Source organism: Kitasatospora sp. NBC_01300 (assembly GCF_041435235.1).
Lineage (GTDB): Bacteria > Actinomycetota > Actinomycetes > Streptomycetales > Streptomycetaceae > Kitasatospora.
Genome location: NZ_CP108408.1, coordinates 5,878,313 through 5,894,187, shown reverse-complemented (window position 1 = coordinate 5,894,187; position 15,875 = coordinate 5,878,313). Strand labels below are relative to the sequence as shown.

The 15,875-nt window shown below is 77.1% G+C and carries 6 protein-coding genes; 3 read left to right on the top strand and 3 right to left on the bottom strand.

Annotated features, from left to right (window positions below; translation table 11 throughout):
• Nucleotides 1–119: 119 nt before the first annotated feature.
• The 3 genes from OG556_RS25905 to trpD are packed head-to-tail and all read left to right on the top strand — an operon-like array spanning nt 120 to nt 3,294.
• Nucleotides 120–1,619 (top strand): anthranilate synthase component I family protein, encoded by a 1,500-nt coding sequence (locus OG556_RS25905; protein ID WP_371519869.1) that lies wholly within the window; start codon nt 120–122, stop codon nt 1,617–1,619.
• Complete coding sequence (locus OG556_RS25900) at nt 1,616–2,191, top strand: aminodeoxychorismate/anthranilate synthase component II (RefSeq protein WP_371519866.1); 576 nt, start codon at nt 1,616–1,618, stop codon at nt 2,189–2,191. The genes OG556_RS25905 and OG556_RS25900 overlap by 4 nt, the downstream gene beginning before the upstream one ends.
• A 41-nt stretch (nt 2,192–2,232) precedes the next feature.
• Nucleotides 2,233–3,294: an anthranilate phosphoribosyltransferase gene (trpD, locus tag OG556_RS25895; protein ID WP_371519863.1), complete on the top strand. Its 1,062-nt coding sequence runs from the start codon at nt 2,233–2,235 to the stop codon at nt 3,292–3,294.
• Between the two features lie 221 nt (nt 3,295–3,515).
• Here trpD and ddaH read toward each other — a convergent pair whose 3' ends face one another.
• The 3 genes from ddaH to OG556_RS25880 all read right to left on the bottom strand — a co-directional run bounded on the left by ddaH (nt 3,516) and on the right by OG556_RS25880 (nt 15,875).
• The gene (ddaH, locus tag OG556_RS25890; protein WP_371519860.1) at nt 3,516–4,355 is read right to left on the bottom strand and encodes a dimethylargininase; all 840 of its coding nucleotides are present in this window, start codon (nt 4,353–4,355) and stop codon (nt 3,516–3,518) included.
• Nucleotides 4,356–4,608: 253 nt separating this feature from the next.
• Complete coding sequence (locus OG556_RS25885) at nt 4,609–4,833, bottom strand: MbtH family protein (protein ID WP_371519858.1); 225 nt, start codon at nt 4,831–4,833, stop codon at nt 4,609–4,611.
• Nucleotides 4,830–15,875, bottom strand: a complete 11,046-nt coding sequence (locus tag OG556_RS25880; RefSeq protein WP_371519855.1) for an amino acid adenylation domain-containing protein — start codon at nt 15,873–15,875, stop codon at nt 4,830–4,832. The genes OG556_RS25885 and OG556_RS25880 overlap by 4 nt, the downstream gene beginning before the upstream one ends.

Genomic DNA, 15,875 nt, shown 5'->3' with positions numbered 1-15,875 from the left:
CGAATTGGCCTGCTCCCGCACCGGAGAACTGGTCTGACCGCCTTCCGGGACGAACGGATTGACTGGAGGCCATTGGTTCACCGGCCGTACCCAGCCGGCCATTCACGATGAGGATTCCGATGCCAGACGCGCCATCGCACCCTCCGTTCGCCGTCCGGCTCGGCACCGAGCCGCTGCCGCCGCACGACCCGCTGGAGCTGTACACGCGGCTGGGCGACCGGCTCGGCGCGGAGCAGGTGTACCTGCTGGAGAGCCTGACCGAGTCCGGCCGGCAGGGCGGGCCCGCGGTGCTCGGCTGCGGCCCGCTCGCCGAGATCCGGCTGTACGGCTCGTACCTGGAGATCGACGGGATCACGGAGCTCGCCCCGGTGCTGCGGGCGACCGCCGAGGCGGCCGGCCTCACCCCCGCCGCCGACGCCCCCGGGCGGCTGGAGGCCCCCGAGCCGGCCCGCGTCTGGGAGTTCCTGCGGCGCGCGCAGGGCCTGTTCGGCCTGGAGCCGGGCCTGCCCGGCGACCGCTTCCACTTCGGCTTCCTGGCCCGGTTCGGCTACGACGCGGCCTGGCACATGGAGGACCTGCCGGCCCGGGCGCTGCCGCCGGCCCGCCCGGACGCCGTGCTGACGCTGTTCCGCGACAGCGTGCACTACGGCACCGACGGCGCGCCGGTCCTGCGGACCGCCGACAGCCCGGCCTTCGGCGAGCACGGCCGCCACGACCTCGCGGGCGCGGCCCGGGAGGCGGCCGGGCAGGAGCCGCAGGCCGCGTGCCCGCCGGCCGTCCGCCCGCAGTCCGTGCACGACAGCGTGGACCGCGACACCTTCCACGGCTGGGTCCGGCGCTGCCTGGAGCACATCGGGGTCGGCGACATCTACCAGATCCAGGTCGGCCACCGGATCGACGTCCGCACCGCGCTGACGCCGGTCGAGGTCTACCGGCGGCTGCGCTCGCGCAACCCCTCCCCGCACATGTACCTGCTCCCGAACGGCGAGGGCACGCTGATCGGCGCCAGCCCCGAGCTGCTGTTCCGGATCGAGGACGGCCGGATCGTGATGCGACCGATCGCCGGCACCACCCGTCGCGACCAGGACGAGGAGGAGAACGAGCGGCGGATCAAGGCCCTGCTGGCGAGCACCAAGGAGCAGGCCGAGCACGTCATGCTGGTCGACCTCTCCCGCAACGACATCAGCCGGGTCTGCAAGCCGCACACCCTGACGGCCGACGACCTGATGGTGGTGGAGACCTTCTCGCACGTCTTCCACCTGGTGTCCACGGTCAGCGCCGAGCTGGAGGAGGACGCCGACGTGTGGCGGTCGCTGTGCGCGACCTTCCCGGCCGGCACCATGACCGGCGCGCCGAAGCTGCGCGCCATGGAGATCATCCACGAGATCGAGCGGGAGCCGCGCGGAGCCTACGCCGGTGCCGTCGGCCTGATCGACGTCGGCGGCTGGAGCGAACTGGCGCTGTGCATCCGCACGATCGCGCACGACGGCGCGGTGTACTCCGTGCAGAGTTCCGCGGGGATCGTCGCCGACTCGACCCCCGAGGGCGAGTGGAACGAGACGTTGGCGAAGCTGGGCGCCGCCTACTGGGCGCTGACGGGTGAGGAGTTGACGGCGTGAAGGTTCTGCTGGTGGACGCGCGGGACAGCTTCGTCCACATCATCGACCAGTACCTGCGGGCGCTCGGCGCGGACACCGAGGTGGTCCGCTCGCACACCCGCACCCCCGAGCAGCTGGCCGCGACCGCGCCCGACGCGATCGTGCTCGGCCCCGGCCCCGGGCACCCGGCGGCCTCCGGCCACGTCGAGCTCGTCCACCACTTCGCCGGGAAGGTCCCGCTGCTCGGCGTGTGCCTGGGCCACCAGGCGATCGGCCTGGCGTTCGGCGGGCGGGTCCAGGTCGCCGACCGGCTGATGCACGGGCGCACCAGCACCGTGACGCACGACGGGCGCGGCCTGTTCGCCGGCCTCGGCAACAGCCTCACCGCGACCAGGTACCACTCCCTGATCGTCACCCAGCCGCTGCCCGAGGACCTGGAACTCACCGCGACCGCCGACGACGACGGCTACGTCATGGGCATGCGGCACCGCAGCCTGCCCATCGAGTCGGTGCAGTTCCACCCCGAGAGCATCACCACCACCGGCGGCATGCAGCTGCTGGAGAACTTCCTCGCTGTCGGCGCCGGGCGCTGACCGCACGCACATCGGAACCGACGAGCGGAAATGGGTGACCAGTGACAGGGAATGGTGAATCGCGCAGCTGGCCGCAGCTGCTCACGGCGCTGATCGGCGGGACGGACCTGAGCACCGCCGACACCGCCTGGGCGATGGACCGGGTGATGCGCGGCGAGGCGGCGCCGGCGCAGCTGGCCGGGTTCCTGGTGGCGCTGCGGGCCAAGGGCGAGACCGCCGAGGAGGTCGACGGGCTGGTCCGGGCCGCGCGCGAGCACACGGTGCGGGTCGACGTGCCGGGGCCGACGCTGGACATCGTCGGCACCGGCGGGGACGGCGCCAAGACCGTGAACGTGTCCACCATGGCCGCGATCGTGGCGGCCGCCGCCGGGGCCCGGGTGGTCAAGCACGGCAACCGCTCGGCCTCCTCCGCCTCCGGCTCGGCGGACGTGCTGGAGCGGCTCGGCATCGCGCTGGAGCTCTCCGCCGAGGAGGTGGCCCGCTCGGTGCGCGAGGTCGGGATCGGGTTCTGCTTCGCCCCGGCCTTCCACCCGGCGTTCCGCCACGCGGCCGTCGCCCGCAAGGAGTTGGGCGTGCCGACGGCGTTCAACGCACTGGGCCCGCTGACCAACCCGGCCTCGCCCACGGCCATGGCGGTCGGCGTCGCCGATCCCCGGCTGGGCCCGCTGATCGCCGCCGTGTTCGCCCGCCAGGGCGTGGACGCGCTGGTCTTCCGGGGCGACGACGGCCTCGACGAACTGTCCGTCTCCACCACCTCGACGGTCTGGACGGCGACCACCGGCCGGTTCGTGCAGGAGCGGCTCGACCCGCGCGATCTCGGGATCGCGACGGCGGCCCCGGACGCGCTGCGCGGCGGCGACGCGGCCCACAACGCGGGCGTGGTCCACGCCGTCCTGGACGGCGAGCAGGGCCCCGTCCGTGACGCCGTCCTGCTGTCCGCGGCGGCCGGCCTGGCGGCGCTGACGCCCTCCGAGCAGCCGGTCGTCGAGCGGCTGGCGGCCGCGCTGCCCCGGGCCGCCGAGGCGGTCGACTCGGGCGCGGCGGCCGCGCTGCTGAAGCGCTGGGCCGAGAGCGGGCCGCCGCGCGCGGGGCGGCCGGACTGAGCCGCCACCGGGCCGCCGCCGACGGGCGGCGGCACCGGGGCGCGACGCCGACGGGCCGCGCGGACCTCCTCGGGGGGAGGCCCGCGCGGCCCGTCGCGTTGGTGCGGGGTGGTGCTACGGCCCGAGCCCGCCCCGCTCGTCCGCCCGGTTCGCCCGCCCCGGCGTCACGGAGGCGGCGTCACGGAGGCGGGCGAAGGGACGGACGGGCGGACGGGCGGCGGTCAGGCGCGGTGGCGCAGCTCCAGCGTGCAGCACTTGACGCTGCCGCCGCCCTTGAGCAGCTCGGACAGGTCGACGCCGATCGGCTCGAAGCCGCGCTCCCGCAGCTTGTCGGCGAGGCCGGTGGCCGCCTCCGGCAGGAACACGTGCAGGCCGTCGCTGACCGCGTTGAGGCCGAACACGGCGGCGTCGCCGGCGTCGGCCAGCACCGCGTCCGGGAACAGCCGGCCCAGCACCTCGCGGCTGCCCGCGGAGAAGGCCTCCGGGTTGTACATGATCTCGTCGCCGTCCAGCACGGCGAGCGCGGTGTCCAGGTGGTAGTAGCGCGGGTCGATCAGCTCCAGGCCGATCACCGGGCGCCCGAAGAACTCCTGGGCCTCGGCGTGGCCGGCCGGCGTGCTGCGGAAGCCCCGCCCGGCGAGCACGTACTCGGCGGTGACCAGGAAGTCGCCCTCGCCCTCGTTGACGTGCTCCGGGTCGTGCAGCTCGGGGTAGCCGTTGGCGCGGAACCACTCCAGGTAGGCGGGGCCCTCGGCGGCGCGCTCGGCGTTGCGGAAGCGGGCGCCGAGCACCTTGCCGTCCACCACGGTGGCGCCGTTGGCGGCGTAGACCATGTCGGGCAGGCCCGGGATCGGGTCGATCAGGTCGACCCGGTGGCCGAGCTCCTGGTAGAGCGCGTACAGCCGCTCCCACTGCGCCACGGCGAGCCCGGTGTCGACCGGCTTCGCCGGGTCCATCCACGGGTTGATCGCGTAGGTGACCTCGAAGTGGCTGGGGCGGCACATCAGGTAGTGCCGGGGCCGGGCCGTGCGCTCGGCGGTGCGCGGGGTGACAGCGTTCATCGGTGACTCCTCGTGAGGGCTTCGGACAACGGGCGGTGGCGCTGCGGTCCGGACGGGCGGCAATCGGGTGCCTGCGGGGCTCCGGGGCCGGCTCGCCGGCGGCGCGGCCGGGCGTGGGGGAAACCCAGGCGCGCCGCACTCGTTCCTGCGGGCCGGCCCCGCGCCCGTCCCTGACATGCTGTCAGTTCACTTGCGGGGGGCGGGAGATCCTTAAGCCAGGGTGGAACATCCCTGATGGACCGGTCGATCGCGGTCAGTCGAGGCGGGCGTCCATCGCCTCGGCCAGGCTGCGCGGACGCAGGTCGGTCCAGTTCTTCTCGACGTAGTCCAGGCAGGCCTGCCGGGATTCCTCGCCGAACACGCTGCGCCAACCGGCGGGCACGTCGACGAAGGCGGGCCAGAGCGCGTGCTGGTTCTCCTCGTTCGCCAGGACCAGGAACGCGCCCTGCTCGTCGTCGAAGGGGTTGGTGCTGCTCATCGGGCCCTCACTTCATGGTTGTGGTCGTGCTCTTGGGCAAGGTCGTCCAACTCGTCGGCCGGCTCGTCGTTGAGCTCGCCGTCGACCTCGTCGTTCAACTCGTCGTTCAGCTCGTCGTTCAGCTCGTCACAGAACTCGGTGACCCGCCGCCGGAAGGCGGCCACCACCCGCCGGGCGGTCGGCTCGTCGCAGCCGTCCAGCGCGTGCACCAGGGCGCACTCCAGCCCGCCGGGTGCGCCGTCCGCGGTCCGCCGCTCCACCAGTTGGAGCAGCAGGTCGACGGCGGTGCGGGCCACCGGGACGGGCCGCTCGGCGACCGCCACGGCGTCGGCCCACCGCCCGCCGTCGGCCGGTTCGGCGCGCACCAGATGGGAGACCGCCACCCCGAACAGCGGCTGGCGGCCCGCCTGCCGGGCCGGGTTGACCAGCTCCACCACCCGGTCGAACGGCAGGTCCTGATGGGCGTGGGCGGCCAGCAGCCGCTCCCGGACCCGCCCGACCAGGGTGCGGGCCGTCGGGGCGCCGGAGGTGTCGACCCGCAGCACCACGGTGTTGACCAGGCAGCCGACCACGCCGTCCAGGACCTCGTCGTCCCGGCCGGCCAGCGGCACCCCGATCGGGAGGTCGTGCCCCGCGCCGAGGTCGCCCAGCGCGGCGGCGAACGCCGCCTGCACCACCATCCCGGTGCCGGCCGAGCAGGCCCGGGCGGCGGCCGCCAGCCGCCGGTGCTCCCCCCGGTCCAGGGCGAAGCGGACGGTGCCGGCCGCGCCCGGCCCGGCGCCCGGGGCGCCGGCGGCGTCCGGCAGGCCCCGCCACGGCGGCAGGGCGGCCAACGCGCCCTGCCAGTAGGCGGCTTGCCGGGCGGCCGGGCTCTCCGGCCGGTCCTCGTCGCCGAGCCGCCGCCGCAGCCACAGGGCGTGGTCGGCGTACTGGACGGCGGGCGACGGCCAGCGCGGCGCCCCGCCGGCCGCCCGGGCGCGGTAGGCGAGCCGCAGGTCGGCCAGCAGCGGTTCGAGCGCGTGCCCGTCCACCGTCGCGTGGTGCAGCACCAGCAGCAGGGTGTGCCGGTCGGGGCCGCTGCGCAGCAGGGCGGTGCGCAGCGGCGGTTCGGTCAACAGATCGAAGCCGCGGTCGAGTTCGGCCGCGATCCAGGCGTCCAGCCGCTCCGGCGGGACGTCGAGGAAGCGGGGCGCGGCGGACGGGACGGCGGCGAGGAAGGCCTCGGCGAGGTCGGCGTCGGCGGCCGGGGCGCCGGGCGGGGCATCGGCGGCCAGGGCATCGGCGGGCGTGAGGATGCGCTGCTCCGGGCCGTCCGGGCCGTACGGCAGGACGGTCCGCAGGGCCTCGTGCCGGGCCACCAGGTCGCCGAGGGCGGCCCGCAGCGCGGCGGGGTCGAGCCCGCCGGTGAGGTCGAGGGCCAGGGTGGTGAGGTAGTCCGGGCGGTGCTCGCCCAGGTAGTTGGCCGTCCACAGGCGTAGTTGGGCGGGGGCGAGCGGCAGCCGGTCGGGCCGGGTCGTCCGGTCGCCGAGCGCCGGGGCGGTGCCGCCGGTACCGTCGGTGTCATCGGTACGGGCGGCGGCGCGGTCGAGCCGGTGGTCCAGCCCGGCCACGGTGGGCGCGTCGAACAGCTCGCCGAGCGGCACGTCGACCCCCAGGGTGGACCGGATCCGCCCGGCCAGCCGCATCGCGGCGATCGAGTTGCCGCCGAGCGCGAAGAAGTCGTCCTCCGGCGCGACCGCCGGCACCCGCAGCACCTCCGCGAACAGCGCCGCCAGGACCTCCCGGCGGGGCGAGCGGGTCGGCCCCGGGGCCGACCGCTGCGGCGGGGCCAGGGCGGTCGTGTCGACTTTGCCGTTGGCGTCCAGCGGCAGGGCGTCGACCGGGACGAGCACGGCGGGCACCAGGTGGCGCGGCAGCCGCCCGGCGAGCCGGCGGCGCAGTTCGCCGGCGGCCACCGGCCGGTCGGCGACCACGTACCCGACCAGCGAGCGGCCCGCCGGGCCCGCCCCGTGCGGCACCACCCGGGCGGCGGTGACCTCCGGTTCGGCGCACAGCGCGGCCTCGATCTCGCCCGGCTCGATCCGGAACCCGTTGATCTTCACCTGCCGGTCCGCGCGCCCCAGGAAGTGCAGCCGGCCCTCGGTGTCCCACCGGCCCAGGTCGCCGGTGCGGTACAGCCGGCCGCCCGGCGGGCCGTACGGGTCGGCGACGAAGCGTTCGGCCGTCCGGGCCGGGGCGCCGTGGTAGCCCGCGGCCAGGCCCTCGCCGCCCAGGTGGATCTCGCCGGGGACGCCCGGCGGCACCGGGCGCAGCGCGGCGTCCAGCAGCAGCACCCTCGTCCCCGCGAGCGGGCGGCCGATCGGGACGGCCTCGCCCTCGCGGACCGGGCCCGCCGGGACTTCGTGGCCCAGGGCGAAGGTCGTGCTCTCCACCGGCCCGTACAGGTCCAGCAGCCGCTGGCCGGGCGCGGCCCGCCGGGCCCGGGCGAGCGCCGCCGGGGGGACGACGTCGCCGCCGGTGCAGATCAGGCGCAGCCGGGCCAGGGCCGCCGGGATCTGCTCGGTCAGCAGGTCGAACAGGCCCGCCGTCAGCCAGGCCGCGGTGGCGCCGCCGTGCTCGACGGCCCGGGCGTAGTCCGCCGGGGTCAGCTCTCCCGGCGGGGCCACCACCACCTGGCGGCCGGTCAGCAGCGGCATCAGCAGCTCGTACACCATGGCGTCCCAGGCGTGCGGCGAGTGGAACAGCACCCGGTCGTGGTCGGGGCCGTGCCACAGCGGGTCGTCGGCCAGGGCGAGGATGTTGCGGTGGGTCACCGCCACGCCCTTGGGGCGGCCGGTCGAGCCCGAGGTGTACAGCAACTGGGCGACCTGCCCGGGCGGCACCTCCGCGCCGGGGTCGTCCGTGCTCCCGCCCGCCCGCCGGGCCGCCGCCAACAGGTCGGCGTCCACCAGTAGTTCGGTGCCCGCCTCGGCGGCGAGCGCACGCAGCCGCTCGGCCGGGAACCCCGGGTGCAGCGGGACGCAGACGGCGCCGAGCTTGGCCAGCGCCAGCATCGCCACCGGCACCTCCGGGCAGCGCGGCAGCCGTACGGCGACCCGGGTGCCGGGGCTCACCCCGAGGCCGGCCAGGTGGTGGGCCAGCCGGTTGGCGTCGGCGTTGAGCGCGCCGTACGTGGTGGTGCCGGCGGTACCGGCGCCGTCGACGTGGTGCAGCGCGATCCGGTCCGGGTGGTCGGCCGCCAGCCGCTCGAACCGCGCGCCCACCGACACCGGTTCGGCGTCGGCCGCCGGGCCGGTGCCCCAGGCCCGCAGCCCCGCCCGCTGGACGGGCGGCAGCAGGTCGATCCGGCCGGTGGTCAGCGCGTCCGCGCCCGGACCGGCCAGGGTGGCGCAGGCGGCCGTCAGCAGGGTGCGCAGCCGGTCCGCGTCGAGGTACCGGTCCAGTTCGGCGGGGCGCAGCTGGAGCCGTACGTCCAGGCCGCCCTGACGCGGCAGCACCACCAGCGAGAGCGGGTAGTGGGTGCCGTCGAACGGTTCGACGGCGCCGATCCGCAGGCCCGGCGCGGGCTCGACGAACCCGGCCTCGTCCAGCGGGTAGTTCTCGAACACCAGTGAGCTGTCGAAGAGCCGCCCGGCGCCGGCGGCCTCCTCCACCGCGGTGAGGCCCAGGTGCTCGTGGTCCAGCAACGCGGTGCGCTCCCGCTGGAGCCGGGCGGCGAGCTCGCGCAGCGGCTCGCCCGGGTGCAGCCGGGCCCGGACCGGAACGGTGTTGATCAGCAGGCCCACGAGCCGGTCCGCCTCCGGCAGTTCGGCCGGGCGCTGGGCGACGGTGGTGCCGAACAGGACGTCGTCGCGGCCGGTGAGGTGGGAGAGCACCAGCGCCCATGCCGTCGCCACCAGGGAGCCGAGGGTCACCTCCCACTGCGCGGCGCGCGCCCGCAGCCCGGCGGTGAGCCCGGCGGGCAGGGTGAAGACGCTCGTCGACGGGCCGTCGTCGGCGCCCTCGCCGCCCTCGCCGCCGGCCGGCGCGGGCCGGCCGACCCGGGTGGGCTCGGCCCCGGCGAGGGCGGTGCGCCAGGCGCCGCGCGCGGCCGCGTCGTCGCGCCCGGCCAGCCAGTCGAGGTAGCGGCGGTAGGACGGCGCCGGGGGCAGCTCGACGCCCTGGTGCAGTGCGAGCAGCTCGCGCAGCACGATCGGCACGGACCAGCCGTCCAGCAGCAGGTGGTGGTGGGTGAAGACGAGCCGCCACCGGTCGGCGGCCAGCCGCAGCAGGGTGAAGCGGATCAGCGGCGGGGTGTCGACGGCGAACGGCCGGCGGTCCTCCGCCACGAGCCGCCGGGCGTCGGCGGACTGCTCCCGCTCCGCCCGTCCGGTGAGGTCCACGGTGCGCCAGGGCAGCGTCACCTCGACCGGCACGACCTGCCGCGGCGGGCCGGACTCGCCGCTGGTGAAGGCCCCGGCGAGCTGCGGATGGCGCGCGAGCAGCCGCCGGGCGGCGTCCTCGAGCCGCTCCGGGTCGATCGCGCCGGTGAGGTCCAGGACGAGCTGCACGAGGTACGGGTCGCGGCGGCCGTCGTGGGCGGCGTAGCGGGAGTGGAACAGCAGGCCGGCCTGGAGCGGCGTGGCGGGCAGCAGGACGGCGGCCTCGGCGGGCGCTTCGGCGCAGGCTTCGGCGGGCGCCTCGGGCCGGGCGTCGGCTGCGGTCCCCTCGGCCCGGGGCGGGCCGGCGGACGCCAGGGTGGTGAGGGCCTGCTCCCAGCTGGCGGCGAGGTCGGCCACCGCGTCGGCGGCCAGCACGCCGGCCGGCCAGGCCCATTCGACCCGCAGCCGCGGGCCGTCCGGGCCGGTCTCCACGAAGGCGTCGACCGAGAGGGTGTGGGCGAGCGGCAGGGTGGGGTCGGCCTCGCCCCGCAGGGTGCCGGGGACGGGCTGCCAGGGGCCGCGGCGGGTGGTGTCGAAGCGGCCCAGGTAGTTGAAGGCGATCGGGGCCGGGCGGTCGGGCAGCGTGCCGGACCGCTGGAGCAGCCCGTACGTCAGGCCCCGGTGGGGGGTGGCGCGCAGGCACTGCCGGGCGGCCGCGACGGCGCGCGCCAGGTCGTCGGCGCGGGCCGGGTCGTCGGCGCGGGCCGGGTCGTCGGCGGGGGCCGCTCCCCCGGTGTCGGGTCCGGCCGGGCCGGTGTCCAGCAGGACGGGGTGGATGACCGTGAACCAGCCCAGCGTCCGGGAGAGGTCGAGGCCGTCGAGGGAGGCGAGTTCCGGGTCGCGGCCGTGGCCCTCGACGTCCACCAGGAGCGGGCCGTCGGCGCTGCGGCCGCGCCAGCCGTGCAGGGCGGCGGCGAGCGCGCCGAGGAGGATCTCCGGTACGGCGGCGCCGAGTCGGTCGGGCAGGTCGGTCAGCAGGGCGGCGGTCGGGCCGCCGCCCAGAGTGGTGCGCAGGGTCGCGGCCCCGGCCACGGTGTCCCGGGTGCGGTCCAGCGGCCGGGTGCCGATGGTCCCCGTACCGGCCGTCAGCAGGCCGTGCCAGTGGTCCCGGTCGGCGGCGACCGCCGGGTCGGCCTCGGCGGCCCGCAGCGCGCGGGCCCAGTCGGCGGCCGTGACGGGGACGGCGGCGAGCTCGGCCGGGTGGCCGTCGGCGGCGGCCCGGTGGGCCCGGGCGAGGTCGTCGAGCAGGATCCGCCAGGAGACGCCGTCGACGGCGAGGTGGTGGATCACCATCAGCAGCAGGCCGCCCTGGCCGCCGTCGAACCAGACCGCCCGCAGCAGGTCGCCCCGGTAGGGGTCGAGGCGGCGGCGGGCGTCGTGCCGCTGTTCCGCGACGAGTTCCAGCAGGGCGGGCGCCGGGTCGCGGCCGGGGGCGGTGGCCAGGCCCTCGCGGGCGAGGTCGATCCGGTGCAGCAGCGGGGCCACCGGGACCGTCCCGGCGGGCCGGATCTCGAAGGCGAGCGGCTCGCCCGGGGCCCCGGTCAGCCGGGTCCGCAGCGCGTCGTGGTGGTCGACGAGCTGCTGGAGGGCGGCGCTCAGGGTGTGTTCGGTGGCGCCGGGCGGCACCTCGCACAGCAGGGACTGGGCGTAGCCGTGGACCGGTCCGCCGCGGGCCGCCAGCCAGTCCGCGATCGGGGTGGGCGGCAGCACCCCGCCCGGAGGCGCGGGCACCGCCGGGCGGGCGGCCGGGGCGCGGCCACCGTCCGGGACGGCGGCCGCGGCGGCCGCGAGGGCGCGCGGGGTCTGGTGGGTGAACACGTCCTTCGGCGTGATCAGCACGCCCGCCGACCGGGCCCGGGTGGCGAGTTGGATCGCCAGGATGCTGTCCCCGCCGAGCCGGAAGAACCCCTCCGACGGCCCGGGCCGCGCCCGGCCGAGGACGCTGCCGAACAGGGTCCGCAGCTGCTCCTCGGCGGGCGAGCCGCCCTCCGGGCCTGCGGCGGGCTGCGGGCGGGCGGCGGCGGGCGCCGGGAGCGGGCGGGCGGCCGGGCCGGGGGTGTCGGACAGGTCGAGGGTGTCGAGAGTGCCGAGGGCTTCGAGGGTGTCGACGGGTGCCGCCGGGTCGGCCAGGGCGGCCGCCAGCAGGCGGCCGAGGCCCTGCGCCAGTCGGTCGGCGGTCTCGGGGCGGAAGTGGCCGGTGCTGTACTCCAGGACGCCGCGCACCGTGCCGTCCGGCTGTTCGGCGAACTCGAAGAGCAGCGGGAACTTGGCCATCACCCGCTCGAACCGGTGCGGTGCGCCGGACAGTCCGGGCAGGGTGAGCGCGGGCCCGCGTCCGCCGTGCAGGGTGATCATCACCTGGAACAGCGGGTGGCGGCCGAGTTCCCGGTCGGGTGCGAGGGCGTCCACCACCCGGTCGAAGGGCGCCCGGTCGTGGGCGAAGGCGGTGAGGTCGGCGTGCCGGACGCGGTCGACGAGCTCCGCGAAGCCCGGGCGGCCCGAGAGGTCGGTGCGCAGGGCGAGCGGCTGGGCGAAGTAGCCGACCAGGTCGTCCAGGGCGGGGTCGGCGCGGCCGGCGGTGACCGTGCCGAGGACGAGGTCGGTGCCCGCTCCGGAGCGGGCCAGCAGGCAGGCGACGGCCGCGTGCAGCACCATGAACAGGGTGGCTCCCCGGCCGGCCGCCAGTTCGGCTGCCGCGGCGACCAGTTCGGCGTCCCAGTGGAACTCGGCGGCGGCCCCGCGCAGGGCCGCGCCGGGCGGCGGCTCGTGGTCCACCGGCAGCGCGGTGCGCTCCGGCGCGCCGTGCAAGGCCTCGCGCCAGTGCTTCAGTTCGATGGCCAGCGGGCTGTCCGGATCGCCGGCCGGGCCGAGCTCCCGGCCCTGCCAGAGCGTGAAGTCGGCGTACTGGAGCGGCAGTCGGGGCCACTCGGGGGCCCGGCCGCGGGCCCGGGCGGCGTATCCGGCGGCGAGGTCGCGGGTCAGCGGGCCCAGCGACTGCTCGTCGGCGGTGATGTGGTGCAGGACGATCAGCAGCAGGTGGGTGCCGGGCCCGGCGGTGAACACCACCAGCCGCCAGGGCAGGCCCTGTTCGAGGTCGAAGGGCCGGTGGACCTCCTCGTGCACCGCCGCGTCCAGGTCGGCGGGGCCGGGGTGCCGGACGGTCAGCGGGAGGGGCGGGTCGTCGAGGATCCGCTGGTACGGCTGCCCGTCGGTGGCCGGGAACACGGTGCGCAGGCTCTCGTGCCGCTGCTGGACGTCGCCGGCGGCGGCCCGTAGCGCGGCCAGGTCGAGCGGCCCGGTCAGCCGGGCGGCGAGCGGGATGTGGTAGGTCGACGCCTGTTCGCCGAGCCGGTGCAGGAACCACAGGCCGCGCTGGGCGTGGGAGAGCGGGACGCGCTCCGGGCGGGGGCCGGCCTGCGGGCGCTGCGGGAGTGCCCGGCCGGCCGCCGCCGCTCCCCGGCGGGCGGCACCACGGGCACCGGTCCGGGCGGCCAGGCCGGCCACGGTGGGGGCCGCGAAGACGTCCCGGATGGTCAGTCCGGCGGTCAGCTCGGCGGGCAGTTCGGCGCGGGCGCGGACCACCAGCCGGTTCGCCGAGAGGGAGTCGCCGCCGAGGGCGAAGAAGCTCTCGTCCGCGCCGAAGCCCTCGGCCCCGAGGATTTCGCCGAACAGCCGGTGCAGCCGGGTCTCGTGCTCGCCGCTGGGCGCCCGGCCCCGGCCGTCCGCCGCCCCGGCCTCCAGGGACCGCAGCCGGTGCTCGTCGAGCTTGCCGTTGGCGGTCAGCGGGAAGGCCTCGACGGCGACGAAGGCCGCGGGCACCAGGTGGCCCGGGAGCGACGCGTGGGCGTGGTCGGCGGCCGCGCGGACGGCCTCCCCGGTGCCGAGCAGGTAGGCGGTCAGCGCCTTGTGCCCGGGCTCCCGTTCGGTGGCGAGGACGGCGGCGCCGGAGATGCCGGGCAGCGCGGCGAGCGCGGCCTCGATCTCCCCCGGCTCGATGCGGTAGCCGCGGATCTTCACCTGCCGGTCGGTGCGGCCGAGGTGTTCGAGTTCGCCGTCGGGGCGGCGGCGGGCGCGGTCCCCGCTGCGGTACATCCGGCTGCCGGGCGGGCCGTACGGGTCGGCGGTGAAGCGGGCGGCGGTCAGCGCGGGGCGGCCGAGGTAGCCGCGGGCGAGACCGGGGCCGGCCACGTACAGCTCGCCGGGCAGGCCGTCGGGCACCGGCCGCAGGGCGGCGTCCAGCAGGTACGCCCGCAGGTCGGGCAGCGGGCGGCCGATGGTGGCGGTGCCCGAGGCCACGGCGGCGGCGTCGAGGTCGCCGGCCGTGACGTGCACGGTGGTCTCGGTGATGCCGTACATGTTGACCAGGCGCGGCGTGTCCTGCGGGTGCCGCAGGTACCAGTCCGCGAGCCGCCAGGGTTCGAGCTGCTCACCGCCGAAGATGACGTACCGCAGGGCGAGCCGGGCGCTCGGGCCGGGGTGGGCGGCGTCGGCGGCGGCCAGCTGGGTGAACGCCGAGGGCGTCTGGTTGAGCACCGTGACGCGCTCGTCGGCGAGCAGGCGCAGGAACTCCTCGGGCGAGCGGGCGGTGTCCCGGGGGACGACGACCAGGCGGCCGCCGTGCAGCAGGGCTCCCCACAGCTCCCAGACCGAGAAGTCGAAGGCGTAGGAGTGGAACAGGGTCCAGGTGTCGTCCGGTCCGAAGCCGAACCGCTCGGCGGTGGTGGCGAGCAGCCGGGTGACGTTGCGGTGGGTGACCAGGACGCCCTTGGGGCGGCCGGTGGAGCCGGAGGTGTGGATGACGTAGGCGACGCCGTCCGGGCCGGGGCGCTGGGGCTGCGCCCGGTCGGCGGGCTCGTCCGCGCCGTCGACGGGCAGGGTCTCGACGCCGTCGGGCAGCGCCGCCCGGGCGGAGTCGTCCGTCACCACGAGCCGGGGCGCGGCGTCCTCGATGGTCGCGCGCAGCCGCTCGACCGGGTAGTCCGGATCCAGCGGCAGGTAGCCGGCGCCGGCCTTCTGGACGCCGAGCAGCGCGACCACCAGGTCCGGCGAGCGGGGCAGGGCGACGCCCACCAGGTCGCCGCGGCGCACGCCCCGGGCGGCGAGCCGGCGGGCCAACCGGTCGGCGGCCAGGTCGAGTTCGCGGTAGGTGAGGACGGTTTCCCCCAGCACCACGGCCGGTGCCTGCGGGCGGGCGGCGGCCTGCCGTTCGAACAGCGAGACCAGGGTGTCGCCGTCCTGGCCGGTCCGGTCCGGCGCCGACGCGGGGGCCGAACCGGGCGCGGGCGCGGGCAGGGCGACGGCGCTGCCGGTGCGCAGCCGGCCGACCGGGAGCCCCTCGGGGGCCTCGGCCAGCGCCGTCACGAGGTCGAGCACCCGGTCCAGGTGGGCCCGGACGGTGTCCTCGGGGTAGTCGCCGACCGCGTCGGCGAACACCGGCAGGGCGGCGCGGCCGTTGTCGTAGACGCCGAGCGCGAAGTCCTCGGGCAGGCCCGGCGAGACCTCGTGCACGGTGGCCGGGATCCCGCCGAACCGCAGGTCCAGGTCGAGCGGCAGCAGGTTCAGGGTGGGGCCGATCAGCGGCCGGTCGCCCCGGGCGGCGGCGGTGTCGCGGAGCAGGTCCTCGAAGCGGTACCGCTGGCGGCGCAGCGCGGCCCGGACCCGGTCCGCCGTGGCCGCCACCAGGCCGCCGACGGTGGCCGCCGGGTCGACGGCGAGCCGCAGCGGGACGACGTTCGCCGTCATGCCGAGGGCCCGCCGGGCCAGTGCGGCGTCCCGGCCGCGGACGCCGAGGCCGATCACGGCCGTGCGCTCGCCGGTGTCGGCGTGCAGCGCGACGGCGAGCGCGGCCGGGAACAGCGCCGTCCAGCCCGCGCCGACGCGCTCGCGGACGGCGGCCCAGCGTTCGGCGGACAGCTCCGTCCGGACGGCGACCGGCGGGCGCGGGCCCGAGCCGGTCGGGGCGCTGCGCCCGCCCGCGAGGCGGGGCGGGTCGCCGAGGCCGGCCAACTCCTCGGCCCAGAAGGCGGCGTCGGTGCGGAACCGGGCGGAGGCGCGGTAGGCGGCGTCGTCGTCCAGCAGGGCCTGGAGCGGGTCGTGCACGCCGGTGGAGGGCGGCTCGCCCGCGTGCAGCGCCGTGTACTCGGCCGCCACCCGGCGCATCAGCCCGGCCCCGCCCACGCCGTCGCACAGGATGTGGTGGATCCGGAGGTACCAGAGGTACTCCGCCTCGCCGGTCCGCAGCAGGAAGTGGTCGAAGGGCGGGCGGGCGGTCAGGTCGTAGGGGTGGGCGAGTTCGGCGGCGAGGAACGCGCGGGCGGCGGCGGCCGGGTCCTCGTGGTGGCGCAGGTCCTGCCGGTGCAGCGGCCAGTCGGCGGCGTCCTCGACGATCTGGACGGCGCCGTCGGCGGTCGGCTCGAAGCGCACCCGCAGGCTCTCGCTGCCGGCCACCACGCCCCGCAGCGCGCGTTCGAACAGCTCCTCGTCGATCGCGCCGTGGAACCGGACGTACTGGCCGGCGGTGAACCGCCGCCGGGTGGGGTCGGCCTCGTGGCCGAACCAGATTCCCGCCTGCGGGGCCGTGAGCGGCCGTCGTCGGTCGGGCGTGGCGGGCGTGGCGGACAT

Excerpts from the sequence above, each read along its gene's own strand:
- OG556_RS25905 (WP_371519869.1), top strand. The coding sequence starts at position 120 with ATGCCAGACGCGCCATCGCACCCTCCGTTCGCCGTCCGGCTCGGCACC.
- ddaH (WP_371519860.1), bottom strand. The coding sequence starts at position 4,355 with ATGAACGCTGTCACCCCGCGCACCGCCGAGCGCACGGCCCGGCCCCGG.
- OG556_RS25885 (WP_371519858.1), bottom strand. The coding sequence starts at position 4,833 with ATGAGCAGCACCAACCCCTTCGACGACGAGCAGGGCGCGTTCCTGGTC.
- OG556_RS25880 (WP_371519855.1), bottom strand. The coding sequence starts at position 15,875 with ATGTCCGCCACGCCCGCCACGCCCGACCGACGACGGCCGCTCACGGCC.